The 25910-nt window shown below is 63.8% G+C and carries 35 protein-coding genes; 9 read left to right on the forward strand and 26 right to left on the reverse strand.

The genetic code is table 11. The features are described from left to right. The 8 genes from arsB to MON38_RS20145 all read right to left on the reverse strand — a co-directional run bounded on the left by arsB (position 1) and on the right by MON38_RS20145 (position 4393). Complete coding sequence (arsB, locus tag MON38_RS20110; protein WP_277881583.1) at positions 1-1095, reverse strand: ACR3 family arsenite efflux transporter; 1095 nt, start codon at positions 1093-1095, stop codon at positions 1-3. Between the two features lie 15 nt (positions 1096-1110). After that, a complete protein-coding gene (locus MON38_RS20115; RefSeq protein WP_241937947.1) occupies positions 1111-1605 on the reverse strand; it encodes a GNAT family N-acetyltransferase in 495 nt (164 codons plus the stop codon). Positions 1606-1627: 22 nt separating this feature from the next. Continuing rightward, positions 1628-2071 (reverse strand): DMT family transporter, encoded by a 444-nt coding sequence (locus tag MON38_RS20120; RefSeq protein WP_241937948.1) that lies wholly within the window; start codon positions 2069-2071, stop codon positions 1628-1630. 27 nt (positions 2072-2098) lie between these two features. Beyond that, a complete protein-coding gene (locus MON38_RS20125; protein ID WP_241937949.1) occupies positions 2099-2872 on the reverse strand; it encodes a metallophosphoesterase family protein in 774 nt (257 codons plus the stop codon). A gap of 70 nt (positions 2873-2942) precedes the next feature. Continuing rightward, positions 2943-3407 carry a DUF6428 family protein gene (locus MON38_RS20130; protein WP_241937950.1) on the reverse strand — a complete coding sequence of 155 codons (465 nt, stop codon included), beginning with the start codon at positions 3405-3407 and terminating at the stop codon, positions 2943-2945. A gap of 46 nt (positions 3408-3453) precedes the next feature. Further along, positions 3454-3765 (reverse strand): hypothetical protein, encoded by a 312-nt coding sequence (locus tag MON38_RS20135; RefSeq protein ID WP_241937951.1) that lies wholly within the window; start codon positions 3763-3765, stop codon positions 3454-3456. Between the two features lie 11 nt (positions 3766-3776). Then, positions 3777-4127 carry an ArsR/SmtB family transcription factor gene (locus MON38_RS20140; RefSeq protein ID WP_241937952.1) on the reverse strand — a complete coding sequence of 117 codons (351 nt, stop codon included), beginning with the start codon at positions 4125-4127 and terminating at the stop codon, positions 3777-3779. After that, entirely contained in the window at positions 4124-4393 is a 270-nt protein-coding gene (locus tag MON38_RS20145) for a hypothetical protein (RefSeq protein ID WP_241937953.1), read from the reverse strand. Before MON38_RS20145 ends, MON38_RS20140 begins: the two co-directional genes overlap by 4 nt. Before the next feature lie 112 nt (positions 4394-4505). Between MON38_RS20145 and MON38_RS20150 the strand changes: the two genes are divergently transcribed. Together MON38_RS20150 and MON38_RS20155 are read left to right on the forward strand one after the other, a co-directional pair. Further along, a complete protein-coding gene (locus MON38_RS20150) occupies positions 4506-5150 on the forward strand; it encodes a hypothetical protein (protein WP_241937954.1) in 645 nt (214 codons plus the stop codon). Between the two features lie 90 nt (positions 5151-5240). Continuing rightward, positions 5241-5585: a hypothetical protein gene (locus MON38_RS20155; RefSeq protein ID WP_241937955.1), complete on the forward strand. Its 345-nt coding sequence runs from the start codon at positions 5241-5243 to the stop codon at positions 5583-5585. 82 nt (positions 5586-5667) lie between these two features. Here the strand turns inward: MON38_RS20155 and MON38_RS20160 are convergent, their stop codons facing one another. The 3 genes from MON38_RS20160 to MON38_RS20170 all read right to left on the reverse strand — a co-directional run bounded on the left by MON38_RS20160 (position 5668) and on the right by MON38_RS20170 (position 6673). Next, a complete protein-coding gene (locus tag MON38_RS20160) occupies positions 5668-5865 on the reverse strand; it encodes a hypothetical protein (protein WP_241937956.1) in 198 nt (65 codons plus the stop codon). 85 nt (positions 5866-5950) lie between these two features. Continuing rightward, on the reverse strand, positions 5951-6223 hold the full coding sequence (locus MON38_RS20165) for a glutaredoxin (protein ID WP_241937957.1): 273 nt from the start codon (positions 6221-6223) through the stop codon (positions 5951-5953). A gap of 57 nt (positions 6224-6280) precedes the next feature. After that, entirely contained in the window at positions 6281-6673 is a 393-nt protein-coding gene (locus MON38_RS20170; RefSeq protein WP_241937958.1) for a metal-sensing transcriptional repressor, read from the reverse strand. A gap of 182 nt (positions 6674-6855) precedes the next feature. On the opposite strand from MON38_RS20170, the gene MON38_RS20175 reads away from it, so the two are divergent. The 5 genes from MON38_RS20175 to MON38_RS20195 are packed head-to-tail and all read left to right on the forward strand — an operon-like array spanning position 6856 to position 9709. Then, positions 6856-7221 (forward strand): ArsR/SmtB family transcription factor, encoded by a 366-nt coding sequence (locus MON38_RS20175; RefSeq protein WP_241937959.1) that lies wholly within the window; start codon positions 6856-6858, stop codon positions 7219-7221. After that, positions 7218-7841, forward strand: coding sequence for a mercuric transport protein MerTP (gene merTP, locus MON38_RS20180; RefSeq protein WP_241937960.1), 624 nt, complete (start codon positions 7218-7220; stop codon positions 7839-7841). The genes MON38_RS20175 and merTP overlap by 4 nt, the downstream gene beginning before the upstream one ends. After that, a complete protein-coding gene (locus tag MON38_RS20185; RefSeq protein WP_241937961.1) occupies positions 7841-9196 on the forward strand; it encodes a dihydrolipoyl dehydrogenase family protein in 1356 nt (451 codons plus the stop codon). Before merTP ends, MON38_RS20185 begins: the two co-directional genes overlap by 1 nt. Positions 9197-9209: 13 nt before the next feature. Further along, positions 9210-9446: a GDCCVxC domain-containing (seleno)protein gene (locus MON38_RS20190; protein WP_241937962.1), complete on the forward strand. Its 237-nt coding sequence runs from the start codon at positions 9210-9212 to the stop codon at positions 9444-9446. A gap of 44 nt (positions 9447-9490) precedes the next feature. Further along, entirely contained in the window at positions 9491-9709 is a 219-nt protein-coding gene (locus MON38_RS20195) for a hypothetical protein (RefSeq protein ID WP_241937963.1), read from the forward strand. Between the two features lie 184 nt (positions 9710-9893). On the opposite strand, the gene MON38_RS20200 is transcribed toward MON38_RS20195, so the two are convergent. From MON38_RS20200 to MON38_RS20235, 8 genes are all read right to left on the reverse strand, one after another. Then, positions 9894-10220, reverse strand: a complete 327-nt coding sequence (locus MON38_RS20200) for a four-helix bundle copper-binding protein (RefSeq protein ID WP_241937964.1) — start codon at positions 10218-10220, stop codon at positions 9894-9896. A 51-nt stretch (positions 10221-10271) separates the two neighbouring features. Then, positions 10272-10529: a heavy metal-binding domain-containing protein gene (locus MON38_RS20205; RefSeq protein ID WP_241937965.1), complete on the reverse strand. Its 258-nt coding sequence runs from the start codon at positions 10527-10529 to the stop codon at positions 10272-10274. A 72-nt stretch (positions 10530-10601) separates the two neighbouring features. Further along, entirely contained in the window at positions 10602-11993 is a 1392-nt protein-coding gene (locus MON38_RS20210) for a heavy metal-binding domain-containing protein (protein WP_241937966.1), read from the reverse strand. Further along, positions 11986-13386: a heavy metal-binding domain-containing protein gene (locus tag MON38_RS20215; RefSeq protein ID WP_241937967.1), complete on the reverse strand. Its 1401-nt coding sequence runs from the start codon at positions 13384-13386 to the stop codon at positions 11986-11988. Before MON38_RS20215 ends, MON38_RS20210 begins: the two co-directional genes overlap by 8 nt. After that, positions 13364-14629, reverse strand: coding sequence for a TolC family protein (locus MON38_RS20220; protein WP_241937968.1), 1266 nt, complete (start codon positions 14627-14629; stop codon positions 13364-13366). Before MON38_RS20220 ends, MON38_RS20215 begins: the two co-directional genes overlap by 23 nt. 3 nt (positions 14630-14632) lie before the next feature. Continuing rightward, positions 14633-16525 carry an efflux RND transporter permease subunit gene (locus tag MON38_RS20225; RefSeq protein ID WP_241937969.1) on the reverse strand — a complete coding sequence of 631 codons (1893 nt, stop codon included), beginning with the start codon at positions 16523-16525 and terminating at the stop codon, positions 14633-14635. Then, complete coding sequence (locus MON38_RS20230) at positions 16518-17870, reverse strand: efflux RND transporter permease subunit (RefSeq protein ID WP_241937970.1); 1353 nt, start codon at positions 17868-17870, stop codon at positions 16518-16520. The genes MON38_RS20225 and MON38_RS20230 overlap by 8 nt, the downstream gene beginning before the upstream one ends. A gap of 168 nt (positions 17871-18038) precedes the next feature. Next, positions 18039-18434, reverse strand: a complete 396-nt coding sequence (locus MON38_RS20235) for an HYC_CC_PP family protein (RefSeq protein ID WP_241937971.1) — start codon at positions 18432-18434, stop codon at positions 18039-18041. A 218-nt stretch (positions 18435-18652) separates the two neighbouring features. Here MON38_RS20235 and MON38_RS20240 point away from each other — a divergent pair, with 218 nt between their 5' ends. Beyond that, positions 18653-18913 (forward strand): hypothetical protein, encoded by a 261-nt coding sequence (locus MON38_RS20240; protein WP_241937972.1) that lies wholly within the window; start codon positions 18653-18655, stop codon positions 18911-18913. A 34-nt stretch (positions 18914-18947) separates the two neighbouring features. Here MON38_RS20240 and MON38_RS20245 read toward each other — a convergent pair whose 3' ends face one another. After that, positions 18948-19682 (reverse strand): DUF305 domain-containing protein, encoded by a 735-nt coding sequence (locus tag MON38_RS20245; RefSeq protein WP_241937973.1) that lies wholly within the window; start codon positions 19680-19682, stop codon positions 18948-18950. 382 nt (positions 19683-20064) lie between these two features. Then, positions 20065-20895, reverse strand: coding sequence for a murein L,D-transpeptidase catalytic domain family protein (locus tag MON38_RS20250; RefSeq protein WP_241937974.1), 831 nt, complete (start codon positions 20893-20895; stop codon positions 20065-20067). A 154-nt stretch (positions 20896-21049) separates the two neighbouring features. Here MON38_RS20250 and MON38_RS20255 point away from each other — a divergent pair, with 154 nt between their 5' ends. Continuing rightward, positions 21050-21487, forward strand: coding sequence for a hypothetical protein (locus MON38_RS20255; protein ID WP_241937975.1), 438 nt, complete (start codon positions 21050-21052; stop codon positions 21485-21487). A 17-nt stretch (positions 21488-21504) separates the two neighbouring features. On the opposite strand, the gene MON38_RS20260 is transcribed toward MON38_RS20255, so the two are convergent. The 5 genes from MON38_RS20260 to MON38_RS22920 all read right to left on the reverse strand — a co-directional run bounded on the left by MON38_RS20260 (position 21505) and on the right by MON38_RS22920 (position 25809). Further along, on the reverse strand, positions 21505-22326 hold the full coding sequence (locus MON38_RS20260; protein WP_241937976.1) for a phosphatase PAP2 family protein: 822 nt from the start codon (positions 22324-22326) through the stop codon (positions 21505-21507). A 520-nt stretch (positions 22327-22846) separates the two neighbouring features. Further along, entirely contained in the window at positions 22847-23548 is a 702-nt protein-coding gene (locus MON38_RS20265) for a DUF305 domain-containing protein (protein ID WP_241937977.1), read from the reverse strand. Between the two features lie 127 nt (positions 23549-23675). Continuing rightward, entirely contained in the window at positions 23676-23954 is a 279-nt protein-coding gene (locus MON38_RS20270; protein WP_241937978.1) for a hypothetical protein, read from the reverse strand. Between the two features lie 175 nt (positions 23955-24129). Further along, complete coding sequence (locus MON38_RS20275; protein WP_241937979.1) at positions 24130-24855, reverse strand: DUF305 domain-containing protein; 726 nt, start codon at positions 24853-24855, stop codon at positions 24130-24132. Positions 24856-25038: 183 nt separating this feature from the next. Further along, positions 25039-25809 (reverse strand): phosphatase PAP2 family protein, encoded by a 771-nt coding sequence (locus MON38_RS22920; RefSeq protein ID WP_241937980.1) that lies wholly within the window; start codon positions 25807-25809, stop codon positions 25039-25041. Positions 25810-25910 lie beyond the last annotated feature (101 nt).

The following is a 25910-nucleotide window of genomic DNA, read 5'->3' on the forward strand; positions in this document are numbered from 1 at the left end:
TTACGCCGCCCGCCCACCGTACCAGCGCCGTCGAAACCAGAACGCCAGGTTGACCAGCGCAATCAGCGCCGGCACCTCAATCAGCGGCCCAATCACGCCGGCAAAGGCCTGCCCCGAGTTCAACCCGAACACCCCGATGGCCACCGCAATGGCCAGCTCGAAGTTGTTGCCAGTGGCCGTGAAGGCAATGCTGACATTCTCCGCGTAATCCGCTCCCAGGTACTTGCCCGCCGCGAAGCTGAGCACGAACATGATGCCGAAGTACAAGGCCAGCGGCAGCGCAATGCGCAGCACATCCAGCGGCACGTGCACAATGGTTTCGCCCTTGAGGCTGAACATCACGACAATGGTCAGCAGCAGCGCCACCAGCGTAATCGGGCTGATGGCCGGAATAAACACCTGCTCGTACCACTCGTTGCCTTTCAGCCGGCGCAGCACCAGGCGCGAGAGAAACCCGGCCGCGAATGGAATGCCCAGGTACACCAGCACGCTTTGCGCAATGTCCCAGATGCCGATGTTCACCGCGTAGCCTTTCAGCCCGAAATACGGCGGCAGCACCGTGATAAACAGCCAGGCCAGCACCGAGTAAAACAGCACCTGGAAAATGGAATTGAGCGCCACCAGCCCGGCCGCGTACTCGCGCGAGCCGGCGGCCAGGTCGTTCCACACCAGCACCATGGCAATGCAGCGGGCAATGCCAATGAGAATCAGCCCCATCATGTATTCCGGCTTGTCGGGCAGCAGCCAGATGGCCAGGAAGAACATCAGCAGCGGTCCTACTATCCAGTTCAGAAACAGCGAGAGCCCGATGATGCGCGTGTTCTTAAACACCGTCGGCAGCTGCTCGTACTTCACCTTGGCCAGCGGCGGGTACATCATCAGAATCAGCCCTATGGCCAGCGGCACGTTCACCGTGCCCACCGAGAAGTAGTTGATGGCCCCGTTGATGCCCGGTACCAGATAGCCCAGGCCCACGCCCAGCGCCATGGCCAGGAATATCCACAAGGTCAGGCCGCGGTCCAGGCCCGAGAGTTTCTTTTCCGCCAGCGCGGCCGGAGCCGGTGCGGCGGGTACCGCTTGATTCAGAGTTGTCATAAGAAAGGAGTTCAGTTAAGCGACGCCGACGGTCGGGCTGCGCCGCTCCATCTGCACCGTGTTGCGCCACACGCCGTGGTGCTGGCCAATCCGCTCCCGGTGCCCCATCACCCGGAACCCCGCCTGCGTGTGCAGCCCAATGCTGGCTTTGTTTTCTTCAAACGTGCCGGCCTGCAGCGTCCAGATACCGTGGGCTTCCGAATCCGCAATCAACGCCTGCAGCAGCTGCCGGCCCACGCCCTGGCCCCGCGCTTCGGCCGCGATGTACACGCTGATTTCGGCCACGCCGCCGTACACGCAGCGGCTCGACACCGGCGAGAGGGCCGCCCAGCCGAGCACCGTGCCGGCGTCATCCATAGCCACCAAGCGGCTGTGTGTTAAGTGTGTTCGGTCCCAGGCCTCCCATTCCGGGGCCTGCGTTTCAAATGTGGCATTACCGGTGGCCATACCCGCTTCGTAAATGGCCTTCACCGCCGGCCAGTGCGCGGCGGTCATGGGTTGCAGCTTCATGGGTTCAGCAGAAAGAGGGTAATTATTTGCGGTTGAGCAGGTACGCACCGGCAACCAGGAACAGGGCGCCGGCGAATCGGGACAGGGTAAGGGGGCTGCGCACGAGGCCCAGCAGCCCCAATTGGTCAAAGAGCAAAGCCGTAAGCAATTGCCCGGTCACGACCAAAGCGAAGAGTGAAGCCGCGCCCACCCGTTGCAGGGAGAAGGTGATGGCCGCGATGTACACCATGCCCAAGGCCCCGCCCGTCCACTGGTACCACTTCACCCCCTGCACAGCGGCCAGCGTCGGCAGCGGCGCCCGGGTACTGGCCAGCACCAAAGCCGCCGCCAGGGTGCCCACCAGGTAAGAGGCCAGCACGGCCCACATCACGCTGTGCAGCCCCCCACGCAATTGGCTGTTGACTGCCGATTGCGTCGTCAAAGCCGCGCCAGCCAGCACCAGCACCAGTAAGGCAAAGTATTTCATAAGCGAAAAGCAGACGCTAGGCGGCCGCTAGTAGGCCTTGCGCAGCATGTCGGCGTACTCATTCGGCAGCGGCGAGGCCTCCACGGCCTGCGCCGCCTTCTCCACGTCGTATTCCACCCGCACCAGTTCCGAGCGCACGCTGGCGGGGTCCGTCAGCTTCGTGTTCTCGTCCAGGTGCAGCAGCTGGTAGGCGGCCCGCGGGTCACCGTCCTTGGGCTTGCCCACCGAGCCAATGTTCAGCGCGTGCCGGTAGCGGGTTTCGCCCTCGTGCTCGTAGGCAAACGTGCGATGATACGGCTTGTGGGTGTGCCCAAACAGCATAATATCCGCGTTGGCTTCCGCCAGCACCCGCAGAAAGCTGGCCTCCGGCCGGTCCTCGAACAGGTACTCGTTGATTTTGCGGGGCGAGCCGTGCACCATCAGCAGGTTCAGCGTGCAGGGCTCTTCCTGAAACTCCAACCGTATATGTTTCGGCAGCAAACGCAGGTAGCGCCGCTCCTCGGGCCCCACCACCTGGTTGGTGTAGGCAATGGACTGCGCGCCCAGCCCTTTTTCCACGTCCGTCTTGTAGGCGCAGCCGCAGTTCTCGCTGGCCAGCCCGATGCCCTGGTCGTAGTTGCCGGCCAGCGTCGGGATGCCCCGCCGCCGCACCTCGTTCACCACTTCGTTGGGCCAGGGCGCGTAGCCCACCAGGTCGCCCAAACAGAAAATCATGTCCGGCCGGCGCTGGTCCATGTCGGCCAGCACCGCTTCCAGCGCCGGCGAATTGCCGTGCACGTCCGAGAAAAAGGCAATTGTCATCAGAACGAGAAAGAAGAGGAAGTTAGAAAAGCCAAACGGCGCGCCCCCGGGAGCCGCACCGTTGGTCACCTTAGCAGCACCCGCCGCCCGGCGTGCAGCACGAGGCTGCTTGCAGCTGCGGCAGCCCCACCAGCTGGTGGCTCGGAATCCCGCAGGCATCCTGCGCCAGGCAGGCCGTCTGCTTCGGCGTCAGCACGAAGTCCTCCCCTTCTTGCGTCAGGCCAAACTTGCCGATGGTGTCCTGTTGGTATTCCACCTCAATATCCAAATCCTCGCTCCCCAGAATCTTTTCCGACAGCTTGAGGATGTGCAGGAATTTCTGGGGCGCTAAGCGGTGGTCGTAGTCGCCGGCCTCCCAGAGCTGGAAGTTGGCCACGGTTTCCTTGCGCTCCACGCCGCCGCAGTCGATGAAGTGCTTGCTCACCAGGCCCACTTCCGTGACGTGGAAGTGCGCGGGCAGGTACTCGCCCGTGGGCAGGCGGAAATTGATGGCTTCCACTTCAGCCAGGGACTTCTTGATTTCAGAGATTTTCATGGTTTCTAGGCGTAAACAGGTGGATGAAAAGGAGAAGAAAAGGGGCTTAATAGCCAAAGAATTCCAGGGTTTGGGCACGTTCCCGCACGAAGAGGCGGTAAATGCCCAGCAGCGCGGGGGCCAGGCACAGCGCCAGCCCGAGGGCATTGGCCCCGCCCCCCAGGGCGCTGACGAACAGGAGCCGGGCTCCCGCCACTCCCGCGAGGCAGGCCAGCACGTGGCCCAGCAGCAGCAGCGGGAACCGCTTGCTGAGCAGCAGGGCCAGCAGCCCCGCGTAGCCGGCAAACGCGGCGAGAAGCAACGGCCAGTGGTCGGCGGTGAGCGGGGCGGGCAGGTCGAAAAGCAACAGGGCAAGCATGGCGGGCCGGGTTAGCAGGCGCAGGCCTCGTCGGGGCCGCAGGCCGCGCCGGCCGTAGCCTCGATGAAAAAGGCGGTGAACTGCTGGTGCACCTTGTGCAGCAACTCGGTATTGAGGCAGTAGCACACCGTGAGGCCGTCGATTTCGCCGCGAATCAAATCCAGCGCCTTCAGCTCCTGCAGGTGCTGCGACACGGTGGTGCGGGACAAGGGCAGCTCGGCGGCGATGTCGCCGGAGATGCAGGTTTGCTTACTGGCCAGAAACTGGATGATGGCCACCCGCGCCGGGTGGGCCAGGGCTTTGGCCACGCGGGATAAGTACTGTTGCTCTTCGGTGAAGGCGGCGGTTTTAGCGTAGGTCATGAGGCGGAAGCAGGAGATGCGGTGGAGGGGGACAATGGCGCGGCGGCCGTGGCGGCCAGCAATTGGGTGAGCAGCGTTTCGGCGCGCTGGTAGGCCCGCTGCTCGGCGGCCTGCAGGCGCTCCTCGCCGCTGCCGCCCGGCAGGCCGTTGTAGCCGCCCTGGGTCTGAAGCCGGAGGCCTTCCAGCACCAAGCATTCGGTGCGCAGCACGCGTTCGAGCACCACGCGCAGCAGGGGGTGATTCAGATTATCCGCGTTGGAAGACATCGGCGTTAGGAGCAAAGCTGGAAGTATGTCGCAAATATACGACATTAAATGACGTAAGTTTACGACATAGATTGTTTTATTGAATTTCGGCCTTGCCTACCTTCGTCGGCCCATGAAAATACCCCTGTTCGTCTTGCTCGCACTACTGCTGCCCGACCCCCTCCTGGCCCAGCAGTCCCTACTGGTTGCTAACCAGGGTTCGCGGGTGGCTTTTCAACCCGCCCATACCGGGGAAATTCGGTTTAGCGCAGCGGCGATAGCCACTGGCGGCGAGGCGGAAGCCGATTTCATTGGCCTGAACACCTACGTCGTAAGCCCGCGCAGCAAACTGTTCCTAACGGCTTTTCAGGGCACTTCGCTCACCAGTGCCCTGCACCGCCTGGCCCCCCATGTGCCGCTAAATGAGTTGGCGCGAAGCGGAACGTATCAGTTCTCTTTCTACGTGGACGGTCAGCTGGTGTACCTCACCATTCTGCCCCCCGGTACCGTGCCTTTAGCCATCCGGAACGACGAAACGGTGCTGCACCAGGCCTTCATTAATCCCGGTGAGCCGGTCAGGGAATGGGGGCCGCTGCTGTGGGACCAGTTTCTGGCCCACGGCGGCGTCAGGGCCCTGGCGCAGGGCCAGCACTTGCTGCGAATAGAGCTCCGGCCCTACTTCCAAAACCCCGCGCTGCGTGACGCGCCCGTGCTCGCCGCCGGTCAGGTGGCCCTTGACGTTGCCCAAACGCTTGCGCCCCGAAGTCTGGCGCGTTAAGTTTCGGTCGCCTTTCAGCAGCGCGCAGCGGTAGTGCCCACCAGCTGCTTATCGCTCCGCGGCCGGCATTGGCGCCTAATGTATATCCCCATGAGCTACCTGCAGGTCATCCGGCACATCGAGCAAGTCCTCAACGGCTGCGGGGACCCGGTCCGATTCACGCCGACCGGCCGGAAGTTGTTGAATGCGGTTACCGCCCTGATGGCGGTGGAAGTCGTGCGGGTGGACATTATGCGCGAGAACGAGTGCTTTGCGGTGCCGCCCCCCGTACCAGCCTATGCCCACAACCGGGAGGGCCGGTACGCCGTGAATATTGTGCACGTTCCCCCGGAGATGGCCGACACCTATTCTCATGGGCACCGGCACACGGATGCGGAGCTGGAAAGCCTGATTCGAACCAATGCCACCCTTTTTTCCTGCTACCTCATTGCCTGAACGCGCGCAGCCCTCCGCCAACGCATTCACCAAAAAAGCCGGTCCCTGTTGGCAAGAACCGACTTCTTGCAAAATGAGCGGCTTATTTCTTGGCGCAGCAAGCCGGCACGCCGGCCAACGTGCAGGCTGCCGTTCCCTTGTCGGGGCAGTTCTTCACCAGCGGGCATTCCGGGGTGCCTTTTAGGGAGCAATCTGCCGTTTTCGTGGGGCTGGTAAAGCCGAATAAGGTACTGCCAGCCAGCAGGACTGCGGAAGTGAGCATCAACACTTTCTGTTTCATACAACCAGGGTTTTGAGAAAACCGGCCGGATACGGCAGCCGAGCCAATGGACAAATGCAGGCCGTGCCCTGCAATGGGTGGTAAGCTAGGCCGCTTGGCCAATGCCAGCCGCTTCGAGGGCTTCTTTGGTGATGCCCCCGGTTTGGCAGCACGCCAGCAAGGACCCGTTCACCGCCACCGCCGGCAGGGTCTGCACGCCCAACAAGCGGGCCCGGCGCAGGGCCGGGTTGCCGGCTTCAGTTTCGGTCAGGTTGTGAGTGATGACGTCGCAGCTGCTGCAGGCCGTGCTTTTGACCAGTTCCACCACGGGGTTGCACAAGGGGCAGCCGGCGGTAAATACTTCGATGATGCGTTTCATGGGAAATGGGCTAGCGAATACAATGAGACAAAGCTCCGCTCACCCCCCGGGTGTCGGTCAATACTTATTTTCATCTTTTTTCCCCAGGCCCGCATTGTGCTGCTCCAGCCGCCCGCCAATCTCGCGCAGCTCCTGCATTTTCTGCGTTAGTTCGCTTTCGCTCAGGTTCGGAAACTGCTGGCGCAGCTCCTCGATGCGCCCGGCGTCCTGGCAGTCGCCGGGGCAGGCTCCCACCACGTCCACGAGTTGCAAGGCCAGGCCCTTGCGAAACACCTCGTCCAGCAGCAGGTGCTCGGCGCTGCTCAGCCCGTTGGTCACGGCCTTGAACTGGACCAGCACCTGGTCGGGCTCGATGGTTTCCGCATCCAGCATCTTGCCGATGCCCTGCAGCTGGCCAGCCAACATGTTCAAGCGGCTTTTCAGGTCGCGGGTAAGGTCTTTGGGGAGCATGGGCAATTGGTTTCGGGCAATAACGAAGCGACCGGGGGTGTCGGTCAAGACGGCCACAGGTTTTATTTCGGGTGTTGTCTTTCCGGCATATCTCCCACTCAAGGGAAATTTTATCAATAGACAAAGAACTTTCTCCCGTACTTTAGCATTTGCTTAAATGCGACAGTAGTCCTTTTATCTCCATGAATCCAACCTCCTGCGTCCGGGTCTTTGCCGACACCGACCACATTCAACAGTGCCAAGCGCGACTGGCCCAAGCTGCCCCCGCGCTTAGCTCGCTGGCCAGTGTCCTGGCCCTGGCAGGCAACGAAGTGCGCCTCCAGATGCTCTTTTTGCTCGCCGACGAGCAGTTGTGCGTGTGCGACCTAGCCGACGTGCTCAAAATGAACATTTCGGCCGTGTCGCAGCACCTGCGCAAGCTCAAAGACGGCGGCGTGGTCACCGCCCGCAAAGTGGGCCAAACTGTGTTCTACTCCCTCAACGCCGAGCACTTGCCCGTGCTGCAGCCGCTGCTGGCCCGCCTCATCACCACTGAACCCGCCCAATGAACAACGCCCCCGCTCAGCCGTCTAAATCCTTGTTTGGCGCCGGCCTGCTGGCCGCGCTGGCCGCTTCGCTTTGCTGCATCACGCCGCTGCTGGCCGTGGTCGGTGGTCTCGGCGGCGTGGCCAGTTCCTTTTCCTGGCTCGAACCCTACCGCCTCTACCTGGTGCCCCTGACCGTGGCCGTGCTCGGCTTCGCCTGGTACCGCCAGCTGCGCCCTGCGCCCGTAGCGGCCGACTGCTGCGCCGTGCCCGAGAAACGCTCCGTGATGCAGTCCACCGGCTTCCTGGCTTCCGTCACCGTCCTTGCCGCCCTGCTATTGGCCTTTCCCTACTACGGTGCCAAGCTCTACCCAACGGCCAAGCCCAGCGCCCCCGTGGCCAACGCCAACGGAGCAGCCCCCATCTGGCAAACCCGTACCTACCGCATCGGCGGCATGACCTGCGAGGCCTGCGCCCACCACGTCGAAAGTGCCGTGCAGCAAGTGCCCGGCGTGCAAACCGTGTCCGTGTCCTACGATAAGGCCACCGCCCAGGTGCGTTACAACGCCGCCCAAGCCCAGGCCGCCCAGGTCGAAAGTGCCATCAACGGCACCGGCTACCACGTCCTGAACCCCACCCGCTGATGGCCGCGCCCCTCGAAGTGGACGTGCTGGTCATCGGCACTGGTGAAGGCGGCACCACCGCGGCCCAGAAGTGCGCCAAGGCCGGCCGCCGCGTCGCCATTGTGGACTTCCGGCCCTACGGCGGCACCTGCGCCCTGCGCGGCTGCGACCCCAAAAAGGTGCTGATTGGCGCGGCCGAAACGGTGGCCCATTCCCGCCAGCTGGTGGGCCACGGCATTGCCGCGCCCGCCACCATCGACTGGCCCGCGCTCATGCGCTTCAAGCATAGCTTTACCGACAAAGTGCCCGCCGGCCGCGAAGCCAGCCTGCAAAAGGCCGGCGTGGCCACTTACCACGGCACGGCGCAGTTCATCGACGCCCACACCGTTCAAATCGGCGACCAGCAGCTTCGGGCCCAGCAGTTCATTCTGGCCACCGGCGCGCAGCCCCGTCCCCTCCACATTCCCGGCGAAGAATTCCTGCTCGACAGCACCGCTTTCCTCGACCTGCCGGAGCTGCCCGCCGACATGACGTTTATCGGCGGCGGCTACATCGCCTTTGAGTTCGCCCACCTGGTGGCCCGCTGCGGCGTCAAGGCCCGCATCGTGCACCGCGGTGCCCGTCCCCTGGAACAGTTCGACGCCGACGTGGTGGAGCATCTGGTGACTGCCTCGCGGGAAGCCGGCATTGAAATCCTGTTGAACACGGCCGTGCTCGGCATCGAGCGGCTGCCCGACGGCCGGCTGCAGCTCCGCGCCGAGTCGGCCGGCCAGCCCCTGACCCTCACCACGGCCCAAGCCGTGCACGCCGCCGGTCGCGAACCGGCCCTGCAGGCACTGGCCCTGGAAAAGGCGGGCGTAGCCTACGGCCCCAAAGGCATTGCCGTCAACGAGTACCTGCAAAGCACGTCGCGCCCCGAGGTCTACGCCATCGGCGACGCCGCCGACTCCGGCTTGCCCCTGACGCCCGTGGCGGCCAAAGCCGCCTTCGTGGCTGCCAGCAACTTGCTCAAAGGCAACCACACGCCCGTCGACTACGGCGTGGTGCCCACCACCGTGTTTGCCCACCCGCCGCTGGCCGCCGTGGGCCTCACCGAAGCCGAGGCCACAGCCCAGGGCAAGCAGTTCAAGGTCAAGCACGAGGTGACCACCGAGTGGTTCACGGCTCGCCGCCTGCGCGAACCAGTTTCTGCTTACAAGGTGCTCATTGAGGAGGAAACCGACCTTGTCCTCGGCGCGCACCTGCTCGGCCCCCACGCCGAGGAAGTCATCAACATTTTCGCCGTCGCCATGCACACCCAGTTGCCGGCGCGCGAACTTCAAAAGCTGCTGTTTGCCTACCCTACCAGCGCCTCCGACATCGTGTACATGCTCTAATCCCAATTTTCTTATGACCCCGACCCAACCCGTTACCCTGACTTCCGTGCTCACCTGCCCCGTCTGCCAGCACGCGCAGGCCGAGCAGATGCCCACCGACGCCTGCCAGTGGTTCTACGAATGCACCAGCTGCCACACCGTGCTCAAGCCCCTGGCCGGCGACTGCTGCGTGTACTGTTCCTACGGCTCGGTGCCCTGCCCGCCCATCCAGGAGCAAGGCAAAGGCGCCTGCGGCAGCAGCTGCTGCTAATCAACTCCAACCCCCATTTTATAACCATTTTAAAGAACGAACCCATGAAAAACGTCCTGCTTGCCCTGACCCTGTTTGCCGCCATCGGCACCGCCGCCGCCAACGACGGCCAGCCCGGCAAAAAAGCCAAAAAGGCCACCGCCGCCACCAAGATGCAATGCTCGAAAGACGAGAAAGCCGGTGCCAGCTGCTGCGCGAAAAAGACCACCGCAACCGCCGCCGTTACGCCTACGGCTGCGGCTGCGGAAGCCGCCAAAAAATAGCTCTCTTTTCGCAGCCGGCAAATGGCCTGTTTGTTTCCCGACGCCTGACCATAACGGTCAGGCGTTCTGGTGAATTTAAAGCAGGTGTAACGCAATGACACTCGTTGCCGAGGCCCTCATCCGCAAAAAAGGAATGCCCAAAACGTGTCTAGGCATTCCTTTTTTGCTGGCAGACCGGGTTTCTTTACATGGCGGCGCGGCAGGCCTCCTCGCAGCGTCGGCAAGCATCGGCGCACTCCTGGCAATGCTGCATGTGGCTGTGCTTGGCGCACTCATCACCACAGGCTTTGCAGACTTCGGCGCACTCGCGCAGCAGGTGCTGGCCGTGGACGGAGCCGCGGGCAACCAGGCGGGCGGTGAGTGCGCAGATGTCGGCGCAGTCGCGGTCGAGGCTGATGCAGGGCACCATCATTTTCACGTCCGGCTCCTGCAGGCAGGCGGTGGCGCACCACTCGCAGGCGGCCACGCAGGCGTTGAGGGCGTCGAGCAGGCTCTGATGTTGGTTGTTCATGGGTTGGGGATTAGGTGGAAATGAACTGAAAAAAGCGCGTGGTCCGGGGCTTTACTTTTTCACCAGGTCCATGCCGCACTTGGGGCACTTGCCGGGCTCGTTGGTTATCACTTCCGGGTGCATGGTGCAGGTGTAGGTTTCGGCGGCCACGCCCGGTCCGGGGTTGCCGGTCGGTTTGGCCGTGCTGTCCGACGAGGCGGTGGCAGTGGCCGAGGTGGTGGTTTCGGTGCTGCCCTTGTTATCGGAGCAGGCCGTGGTGGCGGCGGAGAGGCCGGTGAGTACCAGGCCGAGGAACAGAAGCTTTTTCATGGAGTGAAAATGGGATGGTGAAAAAAGGGGCCGGACCGCGGCACCCAACGGATTACTGATTTGATGGAAGGGCTACATGCTCATGCCGTTCATGCTCTCGGTGGCGCCCTGGCGCAGGGCGTATTCGCTTTGCAGCAGGTAGGCCCCGGAGACGACGACTTTGGCTCCGGCCGGGAGGCCCGCCGTGACGGGCACGCTGCTGGCCGAGCCCTCGCCCGTGCTCACCCGCACGCGGCGGTACTGCCGCTCGCCGGTTTGCGTCCAGAGGTAGCTGCTCTCGCCGTCGCGGATAAGGGCCTCCACGGGCACACGCAGCGTGAGTTGGGCGGGAGCGGCCGTCGTTGGGGCATCAAGCAGGACGTTCGCCTGAGCACCCGGGAGCAGACGCCCGCCGGGGTTGGCCAGCTGGATGCGGGCCAGCGTGACCTGGCTGTTGCCGCTGAGCTCGGGGCTCAGAAAAACGACTTTGCCCCGGTGGGAGCCGGACTCCCCGGCCACCTGCACCGTGACGCTTTTGCCGAGCGGCAGCTTGGCCACGTCCGGCGAATAAAGCTGCGCTTCGACCCACACGGTGGCCAGGTTGGTGAGCGTCACCAGCGGGCTGCCTTCGCTCACGTACTGGCCCTGCACCACGTCGAGCGTCTGCACGGTGCCGGTCGTCGGGCTGTAGTAGGTGACCACCGGGTTGGGCCAGCCCCGGGCGGCCAGCTGCCGGAGCTGGCCGGCACTCAGGCCCAGCAGGCGCAGCTTTTGGGCCGTGGCCTCGGCGAACTGCCGGTAGGCCCCGCCCTGCTCGCGGCTTTGGGTTAGGGCCAGCAGGTACTCCTGCTGCAGGGCCTGCAGCTGCTCGCTGTACACGGAAAATAAGGGTGCGCCCTTCTGTAAGAGCTGCCCGGTCTGGCGCACGTATAGGTGCTCGATGCGCCCGGCCACCCGGCTGCTCACGCCCTCGGTGTGCAGCGCATCGGCGGTAACGGTGCCGGTGAGCACGGTGGCCGCCGGCCTTTCTTCGGGGCTGGCGCCGATGACCTGCGTGCGAATGTTGCCCAGCGTGACCTGCTGCGCGGTCAGCGTCAGGTCAGCGCTGCTGGCTGCCGCACTGCCCGCGGGCGTGGGGTGCCCGGCCTGCTTTACCAGGTCCATGCCGCAAATGGGGCAAAGGCCGGGTTTGGCCTGGTGCACCTGCGGGTGCATCGGACACGTGTACACGGCAGCGCTGGCGGTTGGCGTTGGCGTTGTCGGGGCGGTTTTTACCGCTATCAGGTCCATGCTGCAGATGGGGCACTTACCGGGAGCGTCCGCGTGAATCTGCGGGTGCATGGAGCAGGTGTAGTACCCTTTCTCCCCCACCGCCCCCTTATCGGCCGGCTTGTTTTCCTGGCAGGCCGCGCTGCTGAGCGCCACCAGCAGCACCAGCAGCCAACGGGCAGGAGCAAGCCGCCAAAAGGTTCGCAGACTATTCATGGGAAGCAGCGGGTGGGGTGGAAGAAGTTTGCAGGAAGCTTTCGCTGTCGACCAGGTACTGCCCGTTGGCGGCCACGTCTTCGGTGCCGAGCAGGCCCTGCCGGATTTGCACCTGCGCGCCCGTGCGCTGGCCGACCTGCACCGTGACCGGCACGAACGTGCGGCCGCGCCGCACAAAGGCCACCTGCCGGGTGCCGAGGTCCACCACGGCCGCCCGGGGCAGCCACAAGCCATTGGCAGGCCCACTCGTCAGCCGGGCCGTGAGGCGGGTGCCGCGTCGCAGCACCCCCTTGGGGTTGGGCAGGGACACGCGCACGGCCGGCGTGCTGGCCCCGGCCCGGTAGGTGGGCTCCACCAGTTCCACGCGGGCCGTCAGGGGATGCGTTGGGTCACCATCCACGAGCACCTGCAGCGTTTGACCGGGGCGCAGCTGCGCCGCTTCGCCGGGCCCGGGCTGGAACAAGCCCCACACCTGCGCGGTGTTCGTGACCTGAAACAGGGTCTGCCCGGTGCTTACGTACCCGCCTTCCTGCAGCGTGAGGGCCGGGGTTGGGGAGGCTGATGCCGTTGCGGTGGCTGGTTCAACGCCTGGACCCATCGCCGCTGCGCCGCCCATGCCGCCCGCCGGGGCGCTGGCTACGGCCATTTCCGAAGGAGACGGCGGCGCCAATGACGACGCAGCTAGCGTATTTTCAACCACGTAGCCGTCGTAGGGGCTGAACACAGCCACGCGGTAGTCGGGCCGCCGGGTGCGGGCCAGGGCGCGCAGCTGGCTTTCGCTCAGGCCCAGCAGCCGCAGCTTCTGCCGGGCACCATTCACCAAAACCGTGTTGTCGGCGTCGTTGCCGAGCAGAAAAATGTATTCTTGCTCGGCCGTCACCAGTTCGGGGCTGTAGAGCTCCAGCAGCGTTTGGCCCTTGCGCACGGGCTGGTAGTTGAAACGCACGAGCAGCCGCTCGATGCGGCCCCCCACCCGAGCCACCACGGCCCGGCTCCGGCGCGGGTCGTAGTCGACCACCCCGGGCAAGGTGAGCGTGTCCGAAGCCGCCCCCGAGCTTGGGCGCACGGTCGCGATGGCCGACACCACGGAGCCATTGGGGGAGGTAACCAGGTGGGCCAGGTCAGCCCCGGCCGTATCGACAGCGGCCACCGGGTTGTTCCCGCTGGCTTTGGGCACCAGGTCCATGCCGCAGATGGGGCACTGGCCGGGCGCGTCGCGCACGATTTGCGGGTGCATCGAGCAGGTGTACCGCTGCGCGGCGGCCGTGGCCACGGGCTGCGCGGGGGCCTGCGCGGCCGGGCCGTGGGCCTTGCCCTTGCAGCCGGCCAGCAGTGCCAGCAGCAGTAGCGCCTGCGCGCCGGTGCGCAGCTTATTGCTCCAGTTCCTGGTCATAGCGCACGTGTAAGTTTAGGAGTTCGGTTTGGGTGTCGAGGTACTGCAGACGGGTTTGCAGCCAGGTTTCCAGGGCTTCTACCACGGCCGGCAGTTGGGCGGTGTTCTGCTGGTAGGCCAGCAGCGTGACCTGGTACTGCTTGCGCAGGGAGGGCAGAATGGCCTTTTCAAAGTTTTCCACCTGTTGGCGCTTGGTGCGCAGGTCCGACTGCAGGGTGGTGATGCGGCCGGCGGCTTCGGTGAGCAGGCTGGCCCGCTGCTGCTGCACGGCCTGCGCCTCGTAGCCCAGCGCGGCGGTGTTGGCCTTGTACTCGCGGGATGCCCAGGGGGCAATGGGGATGGACACCATGCCCATGACGGTGAACTGATTTGGGGTGACGCCGATGCCTTTCATGTGGTCGTAGCGCACTCCGAAATCGGGCCGACGGCGGTTGGCTTCCACGTTCTGGTTGAGGCGGAGCGCGGCCAGCGAGCGGTCGAGGCTGCGTACGTCACTGCGCCGACGGGACAGGGCTGCCGTGTCGGGATACGGCCCGGCAAACGAGGTGGGCAGCAGCGTGTCCACCGCAAACTCCCCTTCCGGGTCGCGGGCCATGAGCGTATTCAGGGCAATGGTGTTCTGGCGCAGCTGCCCGTAGAGCTGCGCGTGGTCGTTGCCGTGCATGGCCACCCGCGCCTGCGCCTGGTAGATGCTGGCCAGGGTGCTCTGGTTGTAGGGGTAGCGGACCTGCGCCACCTTCAGCAGAAAGGCCAGCAGCTCCTCGCTTTCGTCGAGGACCTTGAGCTTCTTTTCCAGGATAACCCGGCCGTAGTAGAGGCTGCGGGCCTGCGCCCGTAGCTGGTTGAACTTCGCCGCTTGGTCGGCCTGGTCCACGGCCGACCAAGCGGCCAGGTACTCCCGCCTGGCCCGTTGTTTGGCGGGGTTGGGTATCATCTGCTCCACCGACACCATCTGCATGCCCTCGCCCTGGCCGTTGTTCATTTCCTTGATGGGTCGCTGGTTGTAGGGCGTCATCCAGTAGCCGGCACTCACCTTGGGCGCTTCCCAGCTGCTGGCGCCCGCCACGGCGGCCTGCTTGGCCTGGCTGCGGTAGCTGTACTGGCGCAGGGCCGGGTTACGGCGCTCCACGGCCCGCAGCACCGAGTCCAGCGGCAGCACCTGCTGGGCCCGGAGCGGCTGGCCGGCCAGGAGCAGCAGGGCCAGCAGTACACAGTATCTAAGTTTAGCTAACATGATTTTCATGGCTTAATGCTTCACGGCCAGCACGTCGAGCTTGCCGAACTTGCGGAGCTCGTACTCCTTGGTCATGAGAAAAATCAGGGGCGTGACCAGCAGAATGTGGGTCGAGGAGGTGAACACGCCGCCAATCATGGGCAGCACGATGGGCAGCATCACATCGGAACCGGTGCCCGTGGCCCACAGCACGGGCACCAGCCCGAACAGGGCCACCGACACCGTCATCAGCTTGGGCCGCAGCCGCTTGGCCGCCCCGTGAAATACGGCGTCCCGCAAATCCTGCTTCGTGATGGTCTCGCTGGAATTGCCCTTGGCGGCCACCAGCTGCTGCATGGCGTCGTTCAAGTAAATGACCATGATAACGCCCGTTTCCACGGCCAGCCCGAACAGGGCGATGAAGCCCACGGCCACCGCCACCGAGAGGTGCACCCCGTAGAAATACACCATGTAGGCCCCGCCAATCAGGGCAAACGGAATGGTAACTAGGCTCAATAGCGCCTCGCGCACCGAGTGGAAGGCGAAGTACAGGCAGCCAAATATTACCAATAGCACGATGGGCAGGATGAAAAGCAGTGTGCGCTGCGAGCTAATCAGGTTCTCGTACTGCCCGCTCCATTCCAGGTAGTAGCCGGCAGGTAATTTTCCCTGCAGGCTTTGCACCCGCTGCATGGCTTCCTTCACCGTGCCGCCCAGGTCCCGGTCGCGCACGTTGAACAGCACTGCCCCGCGCAGCTGCGCGTTTTCGGAGTTAATCATGGGCGGGCCGCCCGTGAAGCGCAGTGTGGCCACGGCCGAGAGCGGCACCGGCCCGTAGGCGGTGGTCTGGATGGGGATGCGGCCCAGGGCGGCCACGCTGTTGCGGAAGTCCTCGGCCAGTCGCACGTTGATGCTGAAGCGCCGGCGGCCCTCCACGGTGGTGGCCACGGGCGCCCCGCCGATGGCCGTTTCCACCACTTCGTTGACCTGGTCCACACTCAGGCCGTAGCGGGCCAGCTGGTCGCGCTTGATATCGATTTGCAGGTACTTGCCGCCGGTGATGGGGTCCACGTACAAATCCTGCACGCCGGGCACGCCGGTGAGCGCCGCCCGTACCCGCTGCGACACCTGGTAGATGGTGTCGAGCTGCTGGCCGTAGACTTTCACGCCCACGTCGGTGCGCACGCCAGTGCTCAGCATGTTGATGCGGTTGATGATGGGCTGCGTCCAGCCGTTGACCACGCCGGGAATCTGCAGCTTTTCGTTGAGCTCGGCAATGAGCTTGGCCTTGGTCATGCCCGCCCGCCACTCGCTGCGGGGCTTGAGCTGGATGATGGTTTCTATCATGCTCAGCGGAGCGTTGTCGGTGGCCGTGCTGGCCCGGCCGGCCTTGCCCAGCACGCCGGCCACTTCGGGCACCTGCTTGATAATCTTGTCCTGCACCTGCAGGATGCGCTTGACCTCCGTGTTCGACACGTCGGGCTGGGTGATGGGCATGAACAGAATCGAGCCCTCGTCGAGCGGGGGCATGAACTCGGTGCCGAGGCTCAGCAGCAGCGGGATGCTGATGGCCAGCAGCAACAGGTTGATGGCGATGGTGGTTTTGCGCCAGGTCAGGCACCAGTTGATGAGCGGCGCGTACACCCGCTCCAGGCCCCGGTTGATGGGGTTCTGCTCCTCGGTTTTGAACTTGCCCTTCATGAAAAAGGACAGCAGCACCGGGGCCAGCGTCACGGCCAGCACCGCGTCGATGAGCAGGATGAAGGTCTTGGTGTAGGCCAGCGGGTGAAACAGCTTGCCCTCCTGCCCGGTGAGCAAAAACACCGGCAGGAAGGAGGCCACGATGATGATGGTGGAGAAGAAAATGCCCCGCGAGACCTGCTGGCTGGACTTCTCGATGATGGCGAGGCGCTCGTCGTTAGTCATGGCGGACGGGTTCAAGATTGGAAATGGGAGCGACGGGTACGGGTGGGCCGCCCGGTGGCCCACCCGCGGCCGCTTCTTCGGCGGCCTGGTGCAGGGCCAGGTTGCGGTAGGCATTCTCGGCCATCACGATGCCGTTGTCGACGATGACGCCAATGGCCAGGGCAATGCCGGTGAGCGACATGATGTTGGAGGAGATGCCGAAGGCGTTGAGCAGAATGAAGCTCGCGGCGATGGTAATCGGGATTTGCAGCAGGATGCTCAACGCGCTGCGCCAGTGGAACAGGAACACCAGCACCACCAGCGACACGACGGCCATTTCCTCCAGCAGCGTGTGCTGGATGTTGGCCACCGACTCCTCAATCAGCCCGCTGCGGTCGTAGACGATGTTGAACGACACGCCCGCCGGCAGGCCTTTGGCTACCTCCGTCATCTTGGCTTTGACGCGGGTAATCACGTCGTCGGCGTTCTCGCCGTAGCGCATCACCACGATGCCGCCTACGGCCTCGCCCTCGCCGTTGTGGTCGAAGATGCCCAGGCGGCTTTCGCCGGTCATCTGCACCGTGCCGAGGTCCTTGAGGCGCAGCGGCACCCCGCCGGCGCGGGTGAGCACCGGCACGTTTTCCAGCGTGGCCACGTCCTGGATGTAGCCGCTGGTCTTGATGATGTAGCCGACGCTGGCCTGCTCAAACTTGCGCCCGCCGGCCTCGTTGTTGTTGCTGCGCACCGCCGCCAGCACCTGCGGCAGCGTCACGTTGTAGTAGGTGAGCTTGGTGGGGTCCACCGTCACCTGGTACTCGGGCTGAAAGCCGCCGAAGCTGGCCACCTCGCTCACGCCGGCCACGGTTTGCAGGCCGAACTTGACGTACCAGTCCTGCAGGGCGCGCTGCTCGCCCAAATCCAGCTTGGGCGCGTTGAGCGTGTACCAGAGCACGTGGCCCACGCCGGTGCCGTCGGGCCCCAGGGTGGGCGTAATGCCGGCCGGCAGCAGCCGCTGCGCGTAGTTGAGGCGCTCCAGCACCCGCTCGCGGGCCCAGTAGATGTCGGTGTTGTCGTTGAAGATGACGTACACGAAGCTCATGCCGAACATAGAGGCGGCGCGCACGGCCCGCACTTGCGCCAGGCCCTGCAGGTTGGTCACCAGCGGGTAGGTCACCTGGTCTTCGATAATCTGCGGGCTGCGGCCCATCCATTCGGTGAAGACGATGACCTGGTTTTCGGACAGGTCGGGGATTGCGTCAATCTTACTGGCCCGCACCGAAAACGCGCCCCACACGAGGAGGCCGGCAGCGACCAGCAGCACCAGCACCCGATTCCGCAGGGAAAAGGAAATGAGTTGCTCTATCATGGAGAAACAGCAGGAAAAGCGAAGCGTCGGGGAGCCGGAAACCCCCGCGGGGACCTCGGCGGGCACCATGGGCACAATAGCCCGGACGCGGAGGTGGCCCGACCGCCGGGGCCGGACGCACCAAAGCCCCAGCGCCAACCGGCGTTGGGAACGAAGCAACCCGAGAAGCTAGACTAAAAAGGCGTGCCCGCGCACGTAAACCGGGCATTCGGGCGGCGGGGCCGCGTGGGCCAACAGGTTGGCGGCCGGCTCATCGGCGGGATACGCCATTTGCGCGAGCTGCCAGACCAGCCGCAGCACGGCCGGGGCCGGCACCACGTCGGGGGCCTGCAGCTGGAAGTGGGCGGCCGAAAGCTTGACGTCCTTCAGCGCGCTGCTCACCTTTTGGTCGTGGCAGCAGCGCCCGGCGGGCTTGCCCGTGTCCTGGCAGCAGCAGTTGGTTTCACTGCCTTGCGCCACTGAAACCGCCGTCAGCTCCTGCCCGCAGAAGTGCATGCTGTACACCAGCCCGGGGCTGGATAGCAGGTAGCTAAAGAGCAGAAACAGACTAACGAAACGCTTCACGCGGGAACGGGTCCAATCGGACCAGGAGTGTTTGCAAAGTACGGGAACCCCGCCGGGAGGTTGTGAACAGGATTTTACCTCAATGTTGCAAGATTTCCCAGCCACCAAGACCGGGTTTGGCCGGCCACCGCGCTTATTGAGCGTACCTCATGGTTCGATAGGCTTTCGTTACATCGAAGCCAGCTGCCGTATAATGGCGGTAACTTAACAGCTCCGCTATGTCCCTTCCTGAAGATGATACTGCCGGCATGACGCAACTCCTGCGCTACGTGCTCACCATCGATAATATGTGCGCGCCGGACTGCATCGTCTGGGTCCGCGAGCAGCTGGTGGGCTTAGGCCTGGTGGTGGACCGCGTGACCGTGGGCGAAGCCGAAGTGGCCACTGCCCACGTCAATGGCCCGGACCTTAATGCTATTGAGGCCGCGCTGGAAGCCGGCGGGTACCGGCTGGTCGGTTCCATTACCAAGGTAGGCTAAGCCTTTGGTAGCGGTCGCCGGCGTTGCCACCTCGTTATTTTGCCTTGGCAGGGTGCTGGCGCAGCCAGCCCTGCACCTGGTCGATTTCCCGCTGCTGGTCCAGCAGAATGAGATAGGCGACTTTTATAAGTTCATCGTCTCGTCCCAGCTCCAGTTCCGCCCGAGCCAAGGTGATGGAGTTCTCGTGGTGGGGTAAGAGCAGGGCGGCGTAGTCCCGGTCAATATCACCCGTGCTGGCGTTTTCCACCGTGTGCTGCGTTGGTGCCGTAGGGGGCAAGTTGTCACCTTCGGTCCGGGCAATAATGCGGTGAGCGGCGGGGTGCAGGCCCGCCGTCGCGGCCTCCAGCAACTGGCTTAACCGTTCCGCCTGGAACGTATGGTCCGGAAATTCGGGCGGCAGGGCCCTAATGCGCGCAATAGCCGAGTCCAGCCCCGGGATGAGCTGCTGATGAGCCCGGTGAATGTCTTTCGCGATGGACCGCAGCACGGGGTCTTGGCCGCGCTGCAGCTCCAGGGCTGACATGGCCACAGCCGCCCGGTGGTTTTCGCGCATGAGCAGGGCAAAATAGAGGTCGAGATTTCCGTTGGGACGAAGGGCCTGGGAGTGCTCGGCCATGACATGCAGAGCGGCCATCATGCTGGCTGGTGGGTCCAGTTGGTGTACATCCGCGGCTTCCTCGGTTTTCCCCCGGCAACTGCTTAGCAGCAGGCCGCAGGCCACTACTAGAAGCCGCGATACGTGGAAAATCAAAAAAATAAGTTTAGCCATAGGGGCCGGGAAGACAACTGGAGCCCGCAAACATAAGCTACACGAGCGCTCACTACGGGCGGCCAGCGTCAGGCGCGCTCCTGACTTGCCCCAGCCAAATGGGCAACACCTTGAGGGGCCAGCCCAGGCTGCAGCGAACCGGTAACTGCAGGCCAAAGACCGCCTGGTGAGTTACAACTTGGCGCTGCAGGGCGAACTGCTCAACCGCCGCAACGCGTGCGTGCTACCAGCCTCGGCCATCCGCCGGACCGCAGCCCGCCTGGGGTTGAGCTACGCCAGCCTGCGGCTGGAGGCCCCGCTGACATGGGTTTCGCCCGCACTCACGGTCGCGCGCCCACTGGTGGAACACGCCCAGGCTTCTTTTCTCCCTCTAAGCGCGGCCTTACGAAAAGGCGGGCAGCGCCGCGCTGGCCTGCTGCTCGCTCAGGTAGGGAGATGAATAGCCAACCCCGGATTTGTGCATGAACAGGCCCGCCCCGCCCTTAAGCGTATCGATGATGGGCGCGTACAGGTCCAGGGGCAGGGCCGGGCAGCCCTGGCTGCGGCCCAGGCGGCCGTTTTGTTTGATAAAGTCCTCACTGACGTAGCCAGCGCCATGCACCACAATGGCGCGCGCTGCGGCCTGGTCGTTAAAGCCCGGGTCTAATCCGTTCAGACGCAGGGAACGGCCGTGTTTGCCCACGTACTCGGAGCCCGTCACGTAGAAGCCCAGGCTGCTGGCGTTGCTGCCGTTGGTGTTCGAGAACTGCGTGGCATCCAGCTGGCCGGAGTTGTTTCCGTGCGCCACCAACGAGCGATAGAGCACTTGATTGGTAGCTAAATCCAGCACCCAAAACCGTTTTTCCGAGGATGGCAGGTCGAAGTCAATCACGGCCAACCGCTGCTGCTGGGCCGGCACCTTGCCCTGCTGGCGCAGGTTCAGAAAGCCGGTCAGGGCCTGCTCGAACACGGCATAGCGCAGGCCCTGCTGCTCGGCTCCCAAAGCCGCGTATTGTGCCCGGAGCCGCGCGTCAAACCCGGCCACGTGTCCAGGAGTTAGAGCGGCGACCTCGTTACCTTCCAGGCGGCTGGTGCCGGCAGCCGAAGAAGGGAGGGAGCCCGCCAGGGGCGTGGCCAGAAAAAGCGCGGCCAGAAAGGGCAGCACCCGGCGAGTAGCAGGCCGGGTCGTGCGGCGCAGCGGGCGCAGCCGTTGAATAATGCTGGTAGTTTCCATAGCAGGTAGTGGTGAGGGGGGAGCAGGTCCCGCGATAGGTAATCCAAAAAGCGCACCAACTTACCAGACTCTTGCGCAGGGCGGCTGCCCTGCCATGGTTTTTGCTAACCAGGTAAGTGCGTAGCTTGCGAACTCTGCCTTACTGCCCCGCCTTATGCCGATGCCCAATCCGGAAAAAACACCCGTTCAGCTTTTTGACTTGCTTCTAGAGCTCATGCTAACCAAGGATATGCCGGAGGTGCTGGTGGCCAGCCGGCTTAAGTCTTTCGTGCAAGGCTCGCGTCGGGAGCCGGAACGGCTGGGCCGCACCTACTTTATCTGCAAGGGACTCTATTTCACGTTAACCGCCACGTTCGAAAAGCCTTCCTTTTGCCTCTACCAAATCACGGCCCGGCTCACTCCGACGGCCTATGCCCACATAAAGGCGCACGCTCAAGCGCTGCCTCAACCCGGAACTGTCTGGAAAAATAGTTGGCTTGGCCTGTGGCCACAACTGCAGGTGAGCCGGGGCGATGCCTCCCGGCCAGCCGTCACGGCCCGCTTTATGGGGCTGCTGCCGGGCCAGAAATTCATCGTCCTAACGCGAAGCTAACTCCCGGCAGGGCTTTTTCAGCGCAGCACGACCACGGCCGTCAAGCCCGCCGCGCCGGCTTGGTAGAAGGGCAGAACCAGGGCCTGGTCCTGCAGGCCCTTGACCAGCACCCGTTGCACCCGCGGGTAAATCCAATAGGCCAGTTCGGTGGACGCCAAGCCCACCCCCGCGCCGGCCAGTACGTCCGATAGCCAGTGGTTTCCCTTAATCAGGCGCAGCGCGGCCACGCCTGTGGCCACGGAATACCCTCCCACACGGTACCAGTTGCTGCTTTCCCCGTACTCGCGGTCCAGGAAGCGGGCCGCCGAAAAGGCGGCACTGGTGTGCTGGCTGGGAAAGGAGCTGAAGTCGCCGTTATTGCCGGGCCGCTCGACACGGGTAAGGTTTTTCAGATTACTGGTCAGCGTGTTGTTGATGGTATAGGTGAGGGCAAACAGCAACGCCTGATTGACGGTGCTGTGCTGGCCTTTCACCCCGGCCAGGCTCAGGCCCAGGGCCACTGCAGCCGGCACGTGGCGCAACTCGTCGTCAATGGTGGTCCGAACCGGCACTACGTGCTCGTTTAACTCTTCCCTCACTTCATTGTCCGAGTTCACGACCGCCACGCGGCGCGTGGTCAACGCCCCGGCAGTGAACAATATAGCGGGAATCAGTACCCGCTGGTTCGCAGGCTGGCCGGCCCAGTAAGTGGCCCGGCGCAGCGTGGAGGGGCGGGCCGTCACGGGTAGGGAATCGGGCACCCCGGCCGGGGACGGAAGCTGGGCAGCGGCGGTCAAGGGCAGCCCGAGGAGCAGCGCGCTCACGAAGTGCTTAAGGGGCAGCGAAATAAAAGTAGGCATAGGGTCACGGCAATGGGTATCGAAAGATACACACGAACCTTTGCTGCTGCCAAGCTACAAGCCGCTACAGGCTATAAAGCTGGCTTATCAGGACCAGTACGCCTACCGCGAAGTAGATGCCCATGCGTTGCAATTTGAGAGCGGGCTTATGGTGTTCACACATGCAGGCTCAACACAAAAGGCCGGGCTTGCGTTTCATAAATCTTTCAGGCACCCCCCCCGGCTGGCCGCTTCCCTGCGGCCCATTGCCCGGATGTTGGTTGCACTCCTTCTTTACCCGCCTTGCGATGATTTCCCCAAACCCCGTGGCAGCCCCCACCGCTGAGCAATCGCCCGCCTTGTCTCAAGCCCCGCGAGACGCTGGCAGCGTCTCCAGCCCAACTCCGTCTACCTCAACACCGGCCGACCACGAGGAAAACGGCGCAGACCCAGCGCCCTCGACGGCACCCGTGGACCCGGACGGCGACACGGACCCCGGGGCCAGCAACACCGGCGACGTTCACCCCTTATAAGCAAGGGCCTAGGGCGTGGGGTGCACCATGCCTCGGCGGTGGTCTTTGATGGTTTGCCACTCGCGCTGCAGAATGACGCGCCATTCGCGGGCCAGGGCGACCTGTGGGGCCTCGCGGCCGATACGAATTTGGGTTTCGGCCAGCAGCAGCGCGCTTTGGTAGTAGCGGTCCATGAACGCCACGTACTCCTGGTCGAGCGGGCCGGCGGGAACGGGCGTATCGAGCAGGCGTTGCCCGCGCTCCAGGGCCCGTAGCATCGCCCGCGACTGGGCCGGTGACGTGGAAAGGTAGTCGGCACCCGGCCGGTGCAGCCGCTTGTGCACCTTTTCCAAGTCGGCCAAGCTGCGCAAGGTGCGCCGCTGAATGGAGTCGGCCAGCTGCCGCAGGTGCGGGTCGGCACCCCGGCTTATCTCTTGGTCGGCCATGCGCTGGGCCCGCTCGTGGTAGATTTCCAACAGGTCGTTGAAGATGTGGTCGGGGTTTTCCAGCGCGCTCCAGTTCGTGAGGTCGTCCCGCAGGTCGGCCATGATGTCGCGCACCGATTCGCCCCCGGCATCATCCTGGTGGGTGGCCGGTTCCCGGGTGTCGCCGCCGTGGGTGTGAGGGATGACCACCGGTTGAACCGGCTTTTTGGCCGGGGGGGTGCGGTCGCAGCCGCTGAGCAGCCCGATTGCCAGCACCCCAACCACCAAGACACGCAAGTGTGGCATTAAAAAAAGCATTAAAGTCACCGTAAGCAATATATTGGACCGGGTCTTGTGGCGGCAAGGCCAAACGTAAAAACAGCCCATCTTGGGGTAAAGATGGGCTGTTTAAAGCGGGTTTCGGCTTGCCAACTTATTGCGGGCTGCTGCTCTGCTCGTGGGAATGGAGCGGTTCTTTGTGGCCGTGCTCGTGCGAGTGATGTAGCGCCGCCTCCTCGGCGTGTTTTTTGGCATGGGCCGCGAAGCCGTAAGCCGTGTAGCCGTGGTGAGCGGCTTTTTCGTGGTCACCCTTCTTCAGGTGCTCAGCGGCGGCGCGGTGGTTCTGCAGGGCGTGCTCAAAATAATGGGCGGCCTTCTCATGGGCATCGATGATTTTTTGATGCTCTTCGGGATGGTCTTGCTGAGGCGACATGGTACGACAGGTTGAGGTGAAAAATAACTTTGCAGGGTATACGGCCGGCAATGAATAACGGCTAAGTCAACATGGGTGTCTAGACCGGGATTCTTCCCGGTTTTAAGACCATCCCGAAAAAAACAGACGCACTAGCTTTCCGGCCGGTTGAGCTAGTTGGCCGAAGCTGTATTTTTCACTTAGGCTGCTGGGGATGCTGTGCCAGCCACGTTTGCGCTTGGTTTATTTCCTGCTGCTGGTCAAAAATAACCTGGGAGGCGGCCTGAAGGAGTCCTTTATCCCGTCCGTATTGCAACTCGGCGCGGGCGAGCTGAATCGAGTTTCGGTGGTGAGGTACGAGAAGAACGGCAAAATCCCGGTCAGTGCTGCCCGTTCCTGCATCCTCGTGGTACTCCCGCATGCCCGGGTTTGAGGAGCCGGTTCCACCTTCCGCTTGGGTAATGGTGCGGTGGATGGCCGGAGAGAGCCCCTGCGTGGCGGCGCTTAGCAAGCGGGTGAACGGCTCGTTGCCGGGCGTGTGCGCCGCGAGCTCAGGCGGGCGGGCCTGCAGGCGTTGCATCGCACTATCCAGCCCAAGGAGGAGTCGTTGGTGGGCGTGGTTCATTTCCTCCGCCATCCCGCGCAGGGAGGGGTCTTGGCCCTGATTTAATTCCAAGGCGGACATCGCCACGGCCGCCCGGTGATTTTCCCGCAGCAGGTGCGCAAAGTACAGGTCCGGGTCGCCGGTAGGCGGCAGGGCCCGGGAGTTCTGAGCCATGCTGTGCAAGGCCCCCATCATGGTACGGGGGAGCGCCGTGACGCCGGTGCCGTTGGTTTGGTCCGCTTCACCCGAACAGCTGCCCAGTAGCAGTATGCCCGCAAGCAGCAAGAGTCGGGAAGTGGCAAGAAAGGGAGGAGGCATAGACAAAGCAGGCGCGTGAGAGAGGCTAAAAGGTCCGGGTTCTATCCCACGTGGCGGGTGTTTTGGGTGGAGTGCCAACGGAAAATAATGGCCAGCAGCGACGTCGTTTCCACTGCCGGGGCGGTTGGGAAGAGCCGTGTAAATAAACGACCCCTGGCCATTGGGCTTTGACAGATAAGCCGCTTAACGCGCCCACCGATGCGAGGTTGGGCGCCAAGTCAGCGTGAGGGCAGCTCCGCCCACTGGGGAATAGCCCGGCGTCAGGCCCACCTCCCCCACGCCCCGCACCAGGGGCTTGCGGCCCCAGCGGTTGCGGTGGCTCAGGTAAGCCAGGTGGGCCGAGAGAATGCCAAAGCCGGCGCCAGCTACCACGTCGCTCTGCCAGTGCTTGTTGTTTATCATGCGAAAAGCGGCTACGCTCGTGGCCAGGGTGTACGCCCCGACCCCGTACCATTGGCTTTTATCGCGCAGTTCGGTGTGGACGATGCTGGCGGCCAGAAAGGCCTGCGCCGCGTGCCCTGACGGGAACGAGAGCCTGTCCGAGCCATCGGGCCGCAGAATGCCCGCCGTGGTTTTTACGGCGTACACCGAGCCGAGCATGATGGCCTCGGACTTGGCGATGATAAGCAGCAGGTTCAGGCGGTCGTCGCGGGTTTCTACGCCGGCCGTCACCAGGCCGGCCAGCACGGCATAGGGCGCAAACTGCAGATAGTCGTCTACCGAATTGCGGTAGGTGCCAAACAGGTGGCGGACGTCGTGCTGCGCGGTGTAACTGGAGTAGAACCCGTTGCCATTGATGGTGCTCACCCCGTAGCCGATGAGCACGGCCGGCACCAGACTGGCCCGCACCAGCTGGCGCTGCAAGAACGGGGGGCGGGCGGAAGGCACCGTACCGGGCAGCGGACTTTCGTACTTATGCAGGGTGTCGGTTCGCGCGGGTGCGGGACGGAGCACCTGCGCCCGGAGCAAAGGGGCGGGCACCGCTGCCAACAACCCTATGCTGAGCAACGCGCTACGGAACCAGGGCCGCCACCCGATGGAAAAAGTCCAGGCGG

Origin of the sequence: Hymenobacter cyanobacteriorum (assembly GCF_022631375.1) — a bacterium.
GTDB lineage: Bacteria > Bacteroidota > Bacteroidia > Cytophagales > Hymenobacteraceae > Hymenobacter > Hymenobacter cyanobacteriorum.